Source organism: Streptomyces sp. NPDC001292 (assembly GCF_042896465.1).
Taxonomy (GTDB): domain Bacteria; phylum Actinomycetota; class Actinomycetes; order Streptomycetales; family Streptomycetaceae; genus Streptomyces.
Map to the genome: position 1 here is coordinate 80,373 of NZ_JBIAXG010000033.1, position 14,402 is coordinate 94,774.

At 70.5% G+C, this 14,402-nt stretch carries 12 protein-coding genes; 8 read left to right on the plus strand and 4 right to left on the minus strand.

Translation table 11 applies throughout. The features are described 5' to 3' along the window. Nucleotides 1-8: 8 nt before the first annotated feature. The 4 genes from ACFY4A_RS29455 (at nucleotide 9) to ACFY4A_RS29470 (ending at nucleotide 4,063) form a co-directional block, all read left to right on the plus strand. Nucleotides 9-1,283, plus strand: coding sequence for an MFS transporter (locus ACFY4A_RS29455; protein WP_390832372.1), 1,275 nt, complete (start codon nucleotides 9-11; stop codon nucleotides 1,281-1,283). A gap of 44 nt (nucleotides 1,284-1,327) precedes the next feature. Beyond that, a complete protein-coding gene (locus ACFY4A_RS29460) occupies nucleotides 1,328-1,837 on the plus strand; it encodes a MarR family winged helix-turn-helix transcriptional regulator (protein WP_390832373.1) in 510 nt (169 codons plus the stop codon). Between the two features lie 101 nt (nucleotides 1,838-1,938). Beyond that, the gene (locus ACFY4A_RS29465; protein WP_390832374.1) at nucleotides 1,939-2,283 is read left to right on the plus strand and encodes a DUF3817 domain-containing protein; all 345 of its coding nucleotides are present in this window, start codon (nucleotides 1,939-1,941) and stop codon (nucleotides 2,281-2,283) included. Between the two features lie 79 nt (nucleotides 2,284-2,362). Further along, nucleotides 2,363-4,063, plus strand: coding sequence for a methylmalonyl-CoA mutase (locus tag ACFY4A_RS29470; RefSeq protein ID WP_390832375.1), 1,701 nt, complete (start codon nucleotides 2,363-2,365; stop codon nucleotides 4,061-4,063). 49 nt (nucleotides 4,064-4,112) lie between these two features. Here the strand turns inward: ACFY4A_RS29470 and ACFY4A_RS29475 are convergent, their stop codons facing one another. Further along, nucleotides 4,113-4,730 (minus strand): TetR/AcrR family transcriptional regulator, encoded by a 618-nt coding sequence (locus ACFY4A_RS29475; protein WP_390832376.1) that lies wholly within the window; start codon nucleotides 4,728-4,730, stop codon nucleotides 4,113-4,115. Nucleotides 4,731-4,968: 238 nt separating this feature from the next. Here ACFY4A_RS29475 and ACFY4A_RS29480 point away from each other — a divergent pair, with 238 nt between their 5' ends. The 4 genes from ACFY4A_RS29480 to ACFY4A_RS29495 all read left to right on the plus strand — a co-directional run bounded on the left by ACFY4A_RS29480 (nucleotide 4,969) and on the right by ACFY4A_RS29495 (nucleotide 9,297). After that, nucleotides 4,969-5,940 carry a tetratricopeptide repeat protein gene (locus ACFY4A_RS29480; RefSeq protein WP_390832377.1) on the plus strand — a complete coding sequence of 324 codons (972 nt, stop codon included), beginning with the start codon at nucleotides 4,969-4,971 and terminating at the stop codon, nucleotides 5,938-5,940. Nucleotides 5,941-6,587: 647 nt separating this feature from the next. After that, a complete protein-coding gene (locus tag ACFY4A_RS29485) occupies nucleotides 6,588-7,229 on the plus strand; it encodes a DUF6230 family protein (protein ID WP_390832378.1) in 642 nt (213 codons plus the stop codon). 129 nt (nucleotides 7,230-7,358) lie between these two features. Continuing rightward, entirely contained in the window at nucleotides 7,359-7,970 is a 612-nt protein-coding gene (locus tag ACFY4A_RS29490) for a DUF6114 domain-containing protein (protein WP_390832379.1), read from the plus strand. Next, nucleotides 7,960-9,297, plus strand: coding sequence for a hypothetical protein (locus ACFY4A_RS29495; protein ID WP_390832380.1), 1,338 nt, complete (start codon nucleotides 7,960-7,962; stop codon nucleotides 9,295-9,297). The genes ACFY4A_RS29490 and ACFY4A_RS29495 overlap by 11 nt, the downstream gene beginning before the upstream one ends. Before the next feature lie 102 nt (nucleotides 9,298-9,399). Here the strand turns inward: ACFY4A_RS29495 and pyk are convergent, their stop codons facing one another. From pyk to pta, 3 genes are all read right to left on the minus strand, one after another. Further along, entirely contained in the window at nucleotides 9,400-10,830 is a 1,431-nt protein-coding gene (gene pyk / locus ACFY4A_RS29500) for a pyruvate kinase (protein ID WP_390832381.1), read from the minus strand. Between the two features lie 107 nt (nucleotides 10,831-10,937). Continuing rightward, entirely contained in the window at nucleotides 10,938-12,146 is a 1,209-nt protein-coding gene (locus tag ACFY4A_RS29505; RefSeq protein WP_390832382.1) for an acetate kinase, read from the minus strand. 86 nt (nucleotides 12,147-12,232) lie between these two features. Continuing rightward, a complete protein-coding gene (pta, locus tag ACFY4A_RS29510; protein WP_390832383.1) occupies nucleotides 12,233-14,308 on the minus strand; it encodes a phosphate acetyltransferase in 2,076 nt (691 codons plus the stop codon). Nucleotides 14,309-14,402: the final 94 nt, after the last annotated feature.

Sequence of the window (14,402 nt, forward strand, 5' to 3'; positions counted from 1 at the left end):
TGCGGCCCATGCAGCAAGCCCCCGAGCCCACCCCGACCCCGCAGACCCCGGACCGGCCGGAGACCCCGCCCGCGAGCACCCCCGCACCCGAACCGGCGACCGGCTACGCCCGGGTCTTCGCCGTACCCGAGTTCCCCGCGGTCTTCGCCGCCCACGCCCTCTCCCTGCTCGGCGTGATCGTCAGCGAGATCGCCCTGTCGGTCCTGGTCTACGACCTCACCGGCTCGCCCCTGATGAGCGCCCTCACCTTCGCTTTGGGCTTCCTGCCGTACGTCGTCGGCGGCACCCTCCTCGCCGGGATCGCCGACCGCTTCCCGGCCCGCCGCGTGCTTGTCGTCTGCGACCTGGTCTGCGCGGCCTGCGTGGCCCCCATGGTGGCGCCGGCGTCCCACATCGGCGTACTGCTCGTCCTGCGCTGCGCCCTCGCCGTCGTGTCCCCCGTGTTCCAGGGAACGCGCATGGCCACCCTCACCGACATCCTCGGGGACGGCGACCTGTTCGTACTCGGCCGCTCCCTGCTGCGGATCGTCTCGCAGAGCGCGCTGCTCGTCGGCTACGGCCTCGGCGGCCTGCTGCTCACCGTGGTCAGCCCGCGGCACGCCCTGCTCATCACCGTCGGCACCTTCCTGACCTCCGCGGTGCTGCTCCGCTTCGGCACCCGGCGCCGCCCACCGCGCGCCGGGCAGCCCGGCGCCCTGGTGGGCGACTCGCTCAGGGGCGCCCGGCAGGTCCTCGCCGACCGCCGGATCCGGGTGCTGCTCCTGCTGTTCTGGCTGCCGCCGATGTTCGCCGTCGTACCCGAGGCGCTGGCGGCGCCGTACGCCGCCGCGCTCGGCGCCGGCTCCACCGGCCTCGGCCTGTTGATGTGCGCGCTGCCCGTCGGCACCATCGCGGGCGAGCTGTACGCCGGCTCCCGGCTGCGGCCCGCCGTCCGCGAGCGGATAGCCCTCCCGCTGGTCTGCCTCATGCTGCTGCCGTACCTCGGCTACGCCCTGCACCCGGACCTCACCGTCTCCCTCCTCCTGCTGCTGCTCTCGGGCACCGGGTCGGCGTACACGCTGGGCCTGGACCAGTGGTTCGTGCGGGCGGTGCCCGAGGAACTGCGCGGCCGGGCGATGACCCTGCTGACCGCCGGACTCATGACGATCCAGGGCGTGGGCATGGCGCTGGCCGGGGTCGCGGCGGAGTTCGCCGGGGCGGCGGCGACGGTCGCGGGGGCCGGGGTGCTGGGGACGGTGTGCTGCGTGGGACTGGCGGTGGCCGCCCGCCGGACCGAAAGCTGAGACGGGGCTGAGCCGGATATGACCGACCGGTAGGGTCTGGTGACGTGCCGAAGCCCCTCAGTCTTCCTTTCGACCCCATCGCCCGTGCCGACGAGCTCTGGAAGCGGCGCTGGGGAAGCGTGCCGTCCATGGCCGCGATCACCTCGATCATGCGCGCCCACCAGATCCTGCTGGCCGAGGTCGACGCGGTGGTCAAGCCGTACGGGCTGACCTTCGCGCGCTACGAGGCCCTGGTGCTGCTCACCTTCTCCAAGGCCGGCGAACTGCCGATGTCCAAGATCGGCGAGCGTCTGATGGTGCACCCCACGTCCGTGACGAACACCGTGGACCGCCTGGTCAAATCCGGTCTGGTCGCCAGGCGGCCCAATCCGAAGGACGGGCGCGGCACGCTCGCCGTCATCACCGACAAGGGCCGCGAGGTGGTCGAGGCCGCCACCCGCGACCTGATGGCCATGGAGTTCGGCCTCGGGGCCTACGACGCCGAGGAGTGCGGCGAGATCTTCGCGATGCTGCGGCCGCTGCGGATCGCCGCGCACGACTTCCACGAGGACTGACGTGCACGGCTTCCACGAGGGCTGAGGAGCCGGGGCACGGACCGCCGCGGCAGGGCCACCCGGGGCAAGATCTCCCGGAACGGGTGGTTACGCTCGTCCCCATGAAACGAAGCGTGCTGACCCGCTACCGCGTCATGGCCTACGTCACCGGTGTGCTGCTGGTCCTGCTGACTCTCGGCGTGATCGCCAAGTACGTGCTCGACGTGAACGGCGCGGCGGACTTCACGCGCATCGTCGGCATCGCGCACGGCTGGCTGTACGTCGTGTACCTGGTGTTCGCCTTCGACCTGGGCTCCAAGGCCAAGTGGCCGGTCGGCAAGCAGCTGTGGGTGCTCCTTGCGGGGACCATCCCGACCGCCGCCTTCTTCGTCGAGCGCAGGATCAGCCGCGAGCTGGAGTCCCGGCTCGCCGCGCAGGACGAGGCCCCCGCGGTCGCCAAGGCGTAGGCACGCGCCACCGCCGTACGGCACACGTACGGCGGTCAGCCGTCGACATTTACTTGGACGTCCTAGTAAATTCGGGGGTATGGACGCTGACGCCATCGAGGAGGGCCGCCGCCGCTGGCAGGCCCGGTACGACGCCGCACGCAAGCGCGAGGCGGACTTCACGACACTCTCCGGCGACCCCGTGGAGCCGGTGTACGGTCCCCGGCCGGGAGACATGTACGAGGGATTCGAGCGGATCGGCTGGCCGGGGGAGTACCCCTTCACCCGCGGCCTGTACCCGACCGGCTACCGGGGGCGTACGTGGACGATCCGGCAGTTCGCCGGGTTCGGCAACGCCGAGCAGACCAACGAGCGCTACAAGATGATCCTCGGCAACGGCGGAGGCGGGCTCTCGGTCGCCTTCGACATGCCGACGCTCATGGGCCGCGACTCCGACGACCCGCGTTCGCTGGGCGAGGTCGGCCACTGCGGCGTGGCCATCGACTCGGCGGCCGACATGGAGGTGCTGTTCAAGGACATCCCGCTCGGTGACGTCACCACGTCGATGACGATCAGCGGGCCGGCCGTCCCCGTCTTCTGCATGTACCTGGTCGCCGCGGAGCGGCAGGGCGTGGACGCCTCCGTCCTCAACGGCACGCTCCAGACGGACATCTTCAAGGAGTACATCGCGCAGAAGGAGTGGCTCTTCCAGCCCGAGCCGCATCTGCGCCTCATCGGCGACCTGATGGAGCACTGCGCCGCCAAGATCCCCGCGTACAAGCCGCTGTCCGTCTCCGGCTACCACATCCGCGAGGCGGGGGCGACGGCCGCGCAGGAGCTGGCGTACACGCTGGCGGACGGCTTCGGATACGTCGAGCTCGGGCTCAGCCGCGGTCTCGACGTCGACGTCTTCGCGCCCGGCCTGTCCTTCTTCTTCGACGCGCACGTCGACTTCTTCGAGGAGATCGCCAAGTTCCGCGCGGCGCGCCGCATCTGGGCCCGGTGGATGCGGGACGTCTACGGGGCGAAGACCGACAAGGCGCAGTGGCTGCGCTTCCACACGCAGACCGCCGGGGTCTCGCTGACCGCCCAGCAGCCGTACAACAACGTCGTGCGTACGGCCGTGGAGGCGCTCGCGGCGGTGCTCGGCGGCACCAACTCGCTGCACACCAACGCGCTCGACGAGACGCTCGCGCTGCCGAGCGAGCAGGCCGCGGAGATCGCGCTGCGCACGCAGCAGGTGCTGATGGAGGAGACCGGGGTCGCCAACGTGGCCGATCCGCTGGGCGGTTCGTGGTACATCGAGCAGCTGACGGACCGGATCGAGGCGGACGCCGAGAAGATCTTCGAGCAGATCAAGGAGCGGGGACTGCGGGCGCACCCCGACGGGCAGCACCCCATCGGGCCGATCACGTCCGGGATCCTGCGGGGCATCGAGGACGGGTGGTTCACCGGCGAGATCGCGGAGTCGGCGTTCCGGTACCAGCGGGCGCTGGAGAAGGGCGACAAGAGGGTCGTCGGCGTCAACGTCCACACCGGCTCGGTCACCGGGGACCTGGAGATCCTGCGGGTCAGCCACGAGGTGGAGCGGGAGCAGGTGCGGGTGCTCGGCGAGCGGAAGGCCGGGCGGGACGAGAGCGTCGTGCGCTCCGCGCTGGACGCGATGCTGGCGGCCGCGCGGTCCGGCGCCAACATGATCGAGCCGATGCTCGACGCCGTGCGCGCCGAGGCGACGCTGGGTGAGATCTGCGGGGTGCTGCGGGACGAGTGGGGGGTGTACACGGAGCCCGCGGGGTTCTGACGGTCCGGAGCGGGGGGCCGGGGCGGATTCTTCCGTCCCGGCGGCCCTGTCAGCTGTTCGCCGCCAGCCCGGTCAGAAGGAGCCGGGTGAAGCCGCGCACCCATTCCTCGTCCGCCGGTTCGGCGCTGACCAGGGTACGGTGCACCACCGCGCCCGCGACGACGTCGAAGATCAGGCCGACCGTGCGGGCGGCTTCCTCCGGGTCCGGTTCCGGGGGGAGTTCGCCGCGGGTCTGGGCGCGGGCGCGACCCTCCAGGACCAGCCGCTTCTGGCGGTCCACGATCGAGGTGCGGATGCGTTCGCGCAGGGCCTCGTCACGCGTCGACTCGGCGACCACGGCCATCAGGCCGCTCCTGGCCTCGGGCCGGGCCAGGATCGCCGCGAACTGCAGGACCACGCCCTCGATGTCGGCGGCGAGGCTGCCGCGGTCGGGGAGGCGGAGCTCGTCGAAGAGTTCGGCGACGGCGTCGACCACGAGTTCGTTCTTGCCCGCCCAGCGGCGGTACAGCGTCGTCTTGGCGACCCCGGCCCGGGTGGCCACGTCCCCCAGGGTGAGCCGGGACCAGCCCAGCTCCACCAGCGCCGCCCGGGTGGCGGCCAGGATCGCCGCGTCCGCGGCGGCGCTGCGCGGCCGGCCGGCGCGGGCGGCGGGGGTGCGGCTCTGCATTCCCCGACCATAACCGGCCCGAAAACGAGTGGTTCCTGTCCGGTCGTGAGAGAGATCACCGCGATGTGCTTCCGCGCGGGCGTCCGGTGCCATTACGCTACGGGTCGTAGCGAAAGGCGGGCGCGAGCCAGCGTCCGAGCGATGACCACAGGGTGCCAGGTGGGGACCGGGCGCCCGGCGCAGTACGGCTTTCCCGGCGGTTTTCACTCAGGCGGCCAGAACGGGGGAGGATAGACGCATGCAGCCACGGAACATGTCCATGAGCGGAGTCGTCGACCTCGCCGCGGTGAAGGCGGCCCAGGAGGCCAAGGCGAAGGCGGAGCAGGCGCGCGCCCAAGCGGCCAGGGAGGGTGGCGCGGGGGCGGTCTCCCCGGCCGATCTCGTGATCGACGTCGACGAGGCCACTTTCGAGCGCGATGTCCTCCAGCGGTCGGCCGAGGTGCCGGTCGTCATCGACTTCTGGGCCGAGTGGTGTCAGCCCTGCAAGCAGCTGAGCCCGGTCCTGGAGCGACTGGCCGTCGAGTACAACGGGCGCTTCCTCCTCGCCAAGATCGACGTCGACGCCAACCAGTTGCTGATGCAGCAGTTCGGAGTCCAGGGGATCCCCGCGGTCTTCGCGGTGGTCGCGGGCCAGGCCCTGCCCCTGTTCCAGGGGGCGGCGGGCGAGGCGCAGATCCGGCAGACGCTGGACCAGTTGGTGCAGGTCGCCGAGGAGCGGTTCGGGCTGACCGGTCTGACCGTCGACCCGGACGCCGAGGCGGGTGGGCAGACGGCTCGGCAGGCCCCTGTCGGCCCGTACGAATCGCTGCTGAACGCGGCCTCGCAGGCGCTCGACGCCGGCGACCTGGGCGGCGCGGTCCAGGCGTACAAGAACGTGCTCGCCGACGATCCGGGCAACCCGGAGGCCAAACTTGGCCTGGCGCAGGCCGAGTTGCTCCAGCGGGTGCAGGACCTGGACCCGCAGCGGGTACGCAAGGAGGCGGCCGAGAAGCCCGCCGACGTGCAGGCGCAGATCGCCGCCGCCGATCTGGATCTGGTCGGCGGTCACGTGGAGGACGCCTTCGGCCGGCTCATCGACACCGTGCGGCGCACCGCCGGTGAGGACCGGGACACGGCGCGGCTGAGGCTGCTGGAACTCTTCGAGGTCATCGGTGCCGAGGACCCCCGAGTGGCGGGGGCGCGCCGGGCGTTGGCGCGGGCGCTGTTCTGATCCGGGCCAACGCTCTTGTGCTGACCAGTCGTTAAACGTCACGGCATGTGATGCCCGAGTGAAAGATTGGGCGAGGAGCCGTCAGTGCGGCCGCGCTTTACCAAAACTTGGTAATCGCGGCCGCTGTTACTGGCAGTAAATCGAGGGTGTGGTTCCGCCCGGTTCGGTCCGGGGATCAACCGTTTTGTTCTGCCCTTTGTTACCACCGAGTGTCGTCGTTCGGGGCCGGTGAGTCGTGTCCCGGTTATCCGGCCGTTACTAGCGAGTAACGAACCCCCTTGTGCGGGCGGCGAGAATGCACCACGATCGGCGACGCTCGGTCCATCCCCGTACCCCCGGCAGCCGGTCGGGGCACGGGGTGTCTGGGTCCCCACCGAGCAGGGCCGGCGGCAGTGACGCCGTCCCTTGGGGCAGGGGGGTCTTCGCCGGCTGGCGAAGCCTGTCCAGCAGGGTTGTGCGTGATGCGTGTCAGGCGCGACCAGTGGTTGTCGCTCGGGGGTGATCGCCGGTGATTCGGGCGCGGTTGGCGCCACTGAGCGCGGGCGCTCTCCTTCCCGAGGACGTAGCACTTCTCCCATCCCTGCCCGGCCTGACCGCCGGCCGGTGGTGAGCCGGGCCAGGAGATGTACGTCCGAGAAGGAGGAAATATGGAGTCCCAAGTGCGTGGCGGGACCAGATGGAAGCGGTTCGCTGTGGTCATGGTGCCCAGCGTGGCCGCGACGGCGGCGATAGGCGTGGCCCTGGCGCAGGGTGCTCTCGCCGCGTCGTTCAGCGTGTCGGGCCAGTCGTTCAAGGTGACGGCCGACAGGCTGGAGGGCAAGGGGTTCGCCCAGTACGGCGCGATCGACTCGGGGAAGAGCCTCGACGGCAGCAAGGACGAGCACCACCCGGTCGCGGTCTCGGCGTTCAAGAGGGCCACGATCAACAACCTGTGCCAGTCGGTCGTCACCCCGACGCCCTTCGGCAACGTGAGCCTGCTGCTGAAGGCGGGCGGCGGCAAGTCGCCGGTCCAGGCCGAGAACCTCTACATCGACGTCGCAGACCTTCAGGCCGACGCCACGTTCAAAAACATCGACATCGGTGTTGCGGCCAAGGACGCCAACAAGGGTCCCGGCATCAAGCCGGGCGAGGTCGCGAACAAGCAGACCAATCCCTTCGGGTTCGCTCAGCAGGCCGACTCGGCCGTGCTGACCGGCGTGAAGCAGACGGCGTGGGCGACGACCGCCGGAACCTTCAAGCTCAGCGGACTCAGCATGTCGCTGGCGACGGGTACCAAGGAGTGCTACTAGGCGCTCGGTGACGGGCGGGGGAGCCGACGGCGCCCCCGCCCGTTCCATCTTCCATCCGTTCTTCACACACCCCCCACAGACCAAGCATCACCCTCATCACAGCAACGCCGCACCAGGGAGCTGTTTTCCATGAGCGCCGAGACTCCTGCCGTAGCCGGCCAGTTCACCCGCCGGAGGCTGCAGTTCCGCGCCTGGCGGGGCACACGTCCGTTCTGGGCCGGTCTGTTCGTCCTGCTCGGCGGTTTTCCGATCATGTACTTCCCGTACGCCCACCTCCAGCTAGGTCATCTGACGCTGGCGATGGCCACCACCGCGGGAGCCGGGTCCCTGATCATCGGCGTGCTGCTCGTCGTCCTGGGCATCAGTCTCTGGTTCCAGAAGCACATCCGGGTGTTCGCGGGTGTCGCGGCGATCCTGCTGGCGCTGGTGTCCATCCCCGTGTCCAACTTCGGTGGCTTCGTCATGGGCTTCCTGTTCGCGCTCATCGGCGGCGCGATGGCCGTGGCGTGGGCGGAGGGAGTGCCGCCCGCTCCGGAGGACGCCGAGCGGGCCGGCCCCGTACGGGGCGGTGCTCCCGCGGCCGTGCCCGGCCCGGTGGCGGACGACCCGGTGCCGGCCGGCCCGGCGGTGGACCCGATGAGCAATGAGGGTCCCTCCCGGGCCGTTGGGGCACTGGGGGAGAACGACCTGTCAGGAACGAGCCCGGCCAACGGGGCGAACGGGAGGCAAAGTGCCGGCTGACGAGGTGACTCACGGGACGGGAGTGGAGGAGTCCCGTGTGAGAACCGGGCCGCGCCACGCGGCACCCAAGAAGCCGCTGTTCACCAGATTCCACATGCCGGCCGGCAAGGCGATAGCCATGGCGGCGATGCCGACGGCGGTCCTCATGGGGATGGGCTTCACATCGACGCACGCCATCGCCGACAACAACGCGCCGACGCCGTCCGCCAAGAGCCTGACGGCCGACGAGTACAAGGACTGCGTCGCGGCACTGGACGGCTCCCTGGACAAGGCCTCGGCCCCGCCGACGCCGTCCGCCTCCGCGAGCGCTGGAGACACCGCCGAGGACGGCGGGGACGCCACCGCGCGGCCGGCCCCCTCGGCCACGTCCTCCTCGCCGGATCCGTCCTCCGGCGACGAGGCCGCGCCCGAGCCCGACTCCACCGCCTCGCAGAGCAAGCCGGGCGGTTCGGATGCCGGAGGCACCGCCACGGCTTCCCCGTCGGCGTCCACGAGCGGCGGCGGCCTGCTGGGGACCATCGGTGACGCGCTCGGCGGCGTCCTCACCGGCGGTGAGCAGGGCTCCGGCTCCGGGGCCTCAGCGGACTTTGAGCCCACACCGACCGCCTCCGCCACGCCTTCGGCGGGCGGGACCGGGAACGCCGGCGGCGGCGCCTCCGACACGGTCGAGGACACCGCCCAGAAGGCCACCGACACGGTCAAGGACACGGTGAAGGACGCGACCGGCACGGTGTCCAGGACGGTCGAGGAGGCCGGGAAGGCCGTCGAGGGCGCCAAGGACGCGGCCGGCGAGGCGGCCGGCGCGGCGACGGCCTCGCCGAGCCCGTCGGCGAGTTCCACGACGGACCCGGAGAGCTGCCCGGTCGCCACCGACGCCGTGGGCGGCGTGGACAACGAGGTGCTCCTGGCCGACGACCCGTGGTACCTGAACGCCAGTTCGCTGCTGCTGAAGGGTGCCGACTACCAGGGCATCGTGGAGGTGCGCACGGCCAGTGGAAACGTCAAGAAGGTGCTGAAGTACGTCATTTCGGATGGCACCGACATCGGCGACCTGCACCAGACGGTGACGGACAAGCAGGTCGGCAAGACCTATCACGTGCAGGCCCGCAAGGGCTCGACGTCCACGATCCGCGGCGGCGACACGGTGATGTACACCGAGAGCATCTGCGGCAACCTGTTCGGGTTGACCCCCGTCTGCTTCAGCCCGGACAGCCCTCCGCCGCTGAACATTCCGCTGATCTACTTCACCAAGGTCAAAGTGGTCCAGGCGGCCCAGTTCGGCGGCAACCTGCACGTCCCCGGAATGCACCTGTACACCACCGACTGACCGGCCGGAGGCCCGTCCGGGAGCCGCGACACCGCTGAGGGCGCCCCCTGTCCGTGGGGGGCGCCCTCGGTCTGTGCCGATCGACCGTGCGCGCGGTCGGTCTCAGTCGCGGGATCCGCCGCCCAGGTGGTGGACGCGGACCATGTTGGTGGTGCCGGGCACGCCGGGGGGCGAGCCGGCGGTGATGATGACCGTGTCGCCGGGGGCGAAGCGGTTGAGCTTGACCAGCTCCTGGTCGACCAGCTCGACCATCTCGTCGGTGCTGTTGACGAACGGCACAACGTGCGGCTCCACGCCCCAGCTGAGCGCCAGCTGGTTGCGGGTGGACTCGTCGGTGGTGAAAGCCAGGATCGGCTGGCAGGCGCGGTACCGGGACAGCCGGCGCGCGGTGTCGCCGGACTGGGTGAAGGCCACCAGGCCCTTGGCGCCCAGGAAGTCGGCGATCTCGCAGGCGGCGCGGGCCACCGAACCACCCTGCGTACGCGGCTTCTTGCCCGGCACCAGCGGCTGCAGGCCCTTGGAGAGCAGCTCCTCCTCCGCCGCCTTGACGATCTTGGACATCGTCTTGACGGTCTCGATCGGGTAGGCGCCCACGCTCGACTCGGCCGACAGCATGACCGCGTCGGCCCCGTCCAGGATCGCGTTGGCCACGTCGGAGGCCTCGGCGCGGGTCGGACGGGAGTTGGTGATCATCGACTCCATCATCTGGGTCGCCACGATCACCGGCTTGGCGTTGCGCCGGCACAGCTCGATCAGGCGCTTCTGCACCATGGGGACCTTCTCGAGCGGGTACTCGACGGCCAGGTCGCCGCGGGCGACCATCACACCGTCGAACGCCATCACGACGTCCTGCATGTTCTCCACCGCCTGCGGCTTCTCCACCTTGGCGATGACGGGGACGCGGCGGCCCTCCTCGTCCATGACCCGGTGGACGTCGGAGATGTCCTTGGCGTCCCGGACGAAGGACAGGGCGACCATGTCGCAGCCCATGCGCAGGGCGAAGCGCAGGTCCTCGACGTCCTTCTCGGACAGCGCGGGCACGTTCACCGCGGCGCCGGGCAGGTTGATGCCCTTGTGGTCGGAGATGACGCCGCCCTCGATGACGATCGTCTTCACCCGCGGGCCCTCGACGTCCAGGACCTTCAGTTCGACGTTGCCGTCGTTGATGAGGACCTGGTCGCCGCGCGAGACGTCGGCCGGCAGCCCCTTGTACGTCGTACCGCAGATGTGCTTGTCGCCCGGGACGTCCTCGGTGGTGATGGTGAACTCGTCACCCCGCTGGAGCTCCACCGGACCCTCGGCGAAGGTCTCCAGCCGGATCTTCGGGCCCTGGAGGTCGGCGAGGACGGCGATGGCCCGTCCGGTCTCCTTGGCCGCGGCGCGGACACGGTCGTACCGTGCCTGGTGCTCGGCGTGCGTTCCGTGGCTGAAGTTGAAACGGGCTACGTTCATGCCCGCCTCGATCATGGCGACGAGCATCTCGTGGGAGTCGACCGCTGGGCCGAGAGTACAGACGATTTTCGAACGGCGCATGGGGCGATCCTATCGGTTTGTTTCGCTCCGGAATATTCCGTCTGGTGGAAGATGCAAATGGGCGCCTTCGCGCTCAGTCGAGTGCGACCGGAATTCCGTGGACGTGCTCAGGCGTCCTTTACGACCAGTGCGTAAGTCTGGGTGGCGATCTCCATTTCCTCGTCCGTGGGAACCACGGCCACGGCGATCCGCGCACCCTCGGGCGAGATCAGCCGCGGCCCGTCGCCGCGTACGGCGTTCCGTTCGCCCTCCACCGCCAGGCCCAGCCCTTCCAGGCCCGCGAGGGCGGCCTCGCGCACAAAGGCCGCGTTCTCGCCGACCCCGGCCGTGAAGGCGACCGCGTCCACCGTGCCGAGTACCGCGTAATAGGCACCCACGTACTTCTTCAGCCGGTGGATGTAGATCTCGAACGCGAGCCGTGCCTCATCGTCGCCCTCCTCCATCCGGCGCCGAATCTCCCGCATGTCGTTGTCGCCGCACAGGCCGAACAAACCGCTCCTCTTGTTGAGGAGAGTGTCGACCTCGTCCATGGACATTCCGCCGACTCGCTGCAAATGGAAGATGACGGCCGGGTCGAGGTCACCGGAACGTGTTCCCATCACCAGCCCCTCCAGCGGGGTGAGCCCCATGGAGGTGTCCACGCACCGGCCGCCCCGGACCGCCGAGGCCGACGCGCCGTTGCCCAGGTGCAGCACGATGACGTTGACGTCCTCGGGGGCCCTGCCCAGCAGCTCGGCGGTCGCCCGGGAGACGTAGGCGTGCGAGGTGCCGTGGAAGCCGTAGCGCCGCACCCGGTACCGGTCCGCGATCTTCGTGTCGATCGCGTAGCGCGCCGCGGACTCCGGCATGGTCGTGTGGAACGCCGTGTCGAAGACGGCGACCTGCGGCAGGTCGGGGCGCAGCGCCATGGCCGTGCGGATGCCGGTGAGGTTGGCCGGGTTGTGCAGCGGAGCCACCGGGATCAGCCGCTCGATCTCGGTGAGCACGGCGTCGTCGATGACGGTGGGCTCGGTGAAGAACATGCCGCCGTGCACCACCCGGTGCCCGATCGCGGCCAGTTCGGGGGAGTCCAGGCCGAGCCCGTCCCTGGCCAGTGCCTCCGCGACCGCCTTCAGCGCGGCGTCGTGGTCGGCGATCGGCCCGTTCTGCTCGCGGGTGCCCCCCGTGGCCAGGCAGGTGTGCTCGAGCCGGGAGGTCTGCTCGCCGATGCGCTCCACCAGGCCGACGGCGAGCCGGGTCGCGTCGCGCATGTCGAGCAGCTGGTACTTCACCGACGAGGAGCCGGAGTTGAGGACGAGGACGCGGGTCGCGGTCACGAGCGCTGGCGCTTTCTGGTCGGGGGCTGTGGAGGTCTTCGGCCGGGGCCTGGAGCGGCCCTGGCTCGAACGCGGCCGACGAGGGGTCAGTTGCCGGACGACTGGGCCTGGATCGCCGTGATGGCCACGGTGGTGACGATGTCCTGCACGAGGGCGCCGCGGGAGAGGTCGTTGATCGGCTTGCGCAGGCCCTGGAGGACCGGGCCGACCGCGATCGCGCCGGCCGAACGCTGCACGGCCTTGTAGGTGTTGTTGCCCGTGTTCAGGTCCGGGAAGATCAGCACGGTGGCCTGCCCCGCCACCTCCGAGCCGGGCAGCTTGGTGGCGGCCACCGACGGTTCCACGGCCGCGTCGTACTGGATCGGCCCCTCGATCATCAGATCCGGGCGGCGCAGCCGCACCAGTTCGGTCGCCTCGCGCACCTTGTCCACGTCGGCGCCCGAGCCGGAGGTGCCGGTGGAGTACGACAGCATGGCGATCCGCGGTTCCACCCCGAACCGGGCGGCGGTGGCCGCCGACTGGATGGCGATGTCCGCCAGTTGCTCGGCGTCCGGTACGGGGTTGACCGCGCAGTCGCCGTAGACGAGGACCTTGTCGGCCAGGCACATGAAGAACACCGACGAGACGATCTTGGCGTCCCGGCGGGTCTTGATGATCTCGAACGCGGGCCGGATGGTCGCGGCCGTGGAGTGCACCGAGCCCGACACCATGCCGTCGGCCAGCCCCTCCTGCACCATGAGCGTGCCGAAGTAGTTCACGTCCGAGACGACGTCGTACGCCAGCTCGACCGTGACGCCCTTGTGGGCACGCAGCAGCGCGTACTGCTCGGCGAAGGCGTCCCGCAGGCCGGAGGTGGCCGGGTCGATCAGCTGCGCGTCCACGAGGTCGATGCCGAGGTCGGCGGCCTTCTTGCGGATCCCCTCCACCGGGCCGAGCAGCGTCAGGTCGCACACGCCCCGGCGCAGCAGCACCTCCGCCGCGTGCAGCACGCGCTCCTCGGTGCCCTCCGGCAGCACGACCCGGCGCCTGTCTCTGCGGGCCTGTTCGAGCAGCTGGTGCTCGAACATCATCGGGGTGATCCGGTCGCTGCTGGGCGCGGAGACGCGCTTGCTGAGGTCGGCGGTGTCGACGTACCGCTCGAACAGGCCGAGCGCGGTCTCCGCCTTGCGCGGGGTGGCCGCGTTGAGCTTGCCCTCCAGGGAGAACAGCCGCTCGGCGGTGGGGAAGCTGTTGCCGGACACCGAGACGACCGGGGTGCCCGGGGCGAGCCGGCCGGCCAGGGTGAGGATCTCCTGCCGCGGCGCCTCGTTCAGGGTGAGCAGCACGCCGGCTATCGGCGGGGTGCCTGCGCTGTGTGCGGCGAGTGAGCCGATGACCAGGTCGGCGCGGTCGCCGGGGGTGACCACCAGGCAGCCGGGGGTCAGCGCCTTGAGGAGGTTGGGCAGCATGGCGCCGCCGAAGACGAAGTCGAGGGCGTCGCGGGCCAGGCCGGAGTCGTCGCCCAGCAGGACCCTGCCGTCCAGGGCCTGGGTGATCTGTGCGACCGTCGGCGCGGACAGGGCCGGTTCGTCGGGCACCACCCAGCAGGGCACCGGCAGCCGGCCGGCCAGCCGCTCGGCGATCTCGTCGCGGTCCTCGCGGGCCACCCGGTTGGTGACCATGGCCAGTACGTCGCAGCCCAGGCCGTCGTAGGCGCGGTAGGCGTTGCGGGTCTCGGCGAGCACCGACTCGGCGCTCTGCCTGCGGCCGCCCACGACCGGCAGGACGGAGGCCCCGAACTCGTTGGCGAGCCGGGCGTTGAGGGACAGCTCGTCCGGGAGCTGGGTGTCGGCGTAGTCGGTGCCGAGGACGAGGACCACGTCGTAGTCCCGGGCGACCAGGTGGAAGCGGTCGACGAGGGCCGACACCAGTTCGTCCGTGCCCTGCTCGGCCTGGAGGGCGGACGCCTCGTGGTAGTCCATGCCGTAGACGGTCGCCGGGTCCTGGGGGAGCCGGTAGCGGGCGCGCAGCAGTTCGAAGAGACGGTCGGGGCCGTCGTGGACGAGGGGGCGGAAAACCCCCACCCGGTCCACCTGCCGGGTCAGCAGCTCCATGACCCCCAGCTCGACGACCTGTCGGCCGTCACCGCGGTCGATGCCGGTCACGTACACGCTGCGGGTCACGCGGGCTCTCCGTTTCCTCGGGGATCACTCGTCGGCCGGGGATGGCGTCCTGCAAAAAACGCCCACCGGGGTGAGCGGAATCCTCTTGACAATA

Coding starts and splice junctions, on each gene's coding strand:
- ACFY4A_RS29475 (WP_390832376.1), bottom strand. CDS start 4,730: ATGCAGAGCCGCACCCCCGCCGCCCGCGCCGGCCGGCCGCGCAGCGCC.
- pyk (WP_390832381.1), bottom strand. CDS start 10,830: ATGCGCCGTTCGAAAATCGTCTGTACTCTCGGCCCAGCGGTCGACTCC.
- ACFY4A_RS29455 (WP_390832372.1), top strand. CDS start 9: ATGCAGCAAGCCCCCGAGCCCACCCCGACCCCGCAGACCCCGGACCGG.
- ACFY4A_RS29485 (WP_390832378.1), top strand. CDS start 6,588: ATGGAGTCCCAAGTGCGTGGCGGGACCAGATGGAAGCGGTTCGCTGTG.
- ACFY4A_RS29470 (WP_390832375.1), top strand. CDS start 2,363: ATGGACGCTGACGCCATCGAGGAGGGCCGCCGCCGCTGGCAGGCCCGG.
- ACFY4A_RS29490 (WP_390832379.1), top strand. CDS start 7,359: ATGAGCGCCGAGACTCCTGCCGTAGCCGGCCAGTTCACCCGCCGGAGG.
- ACFY4A_RS29480 (WP_390832377.1), top strand. CDS start 4,969: ATGCAGCCACGGAACATGTCCATGAGCGGAGTCGTCGACCTCGCCGCG.
- ACFY4A_RS29465 (WP_390832374.1), top strand. CDS start 1,939: ATGAAACGAAGCGTGCTGACCCGCTACCGCGTCATGGCCTACGTCACC.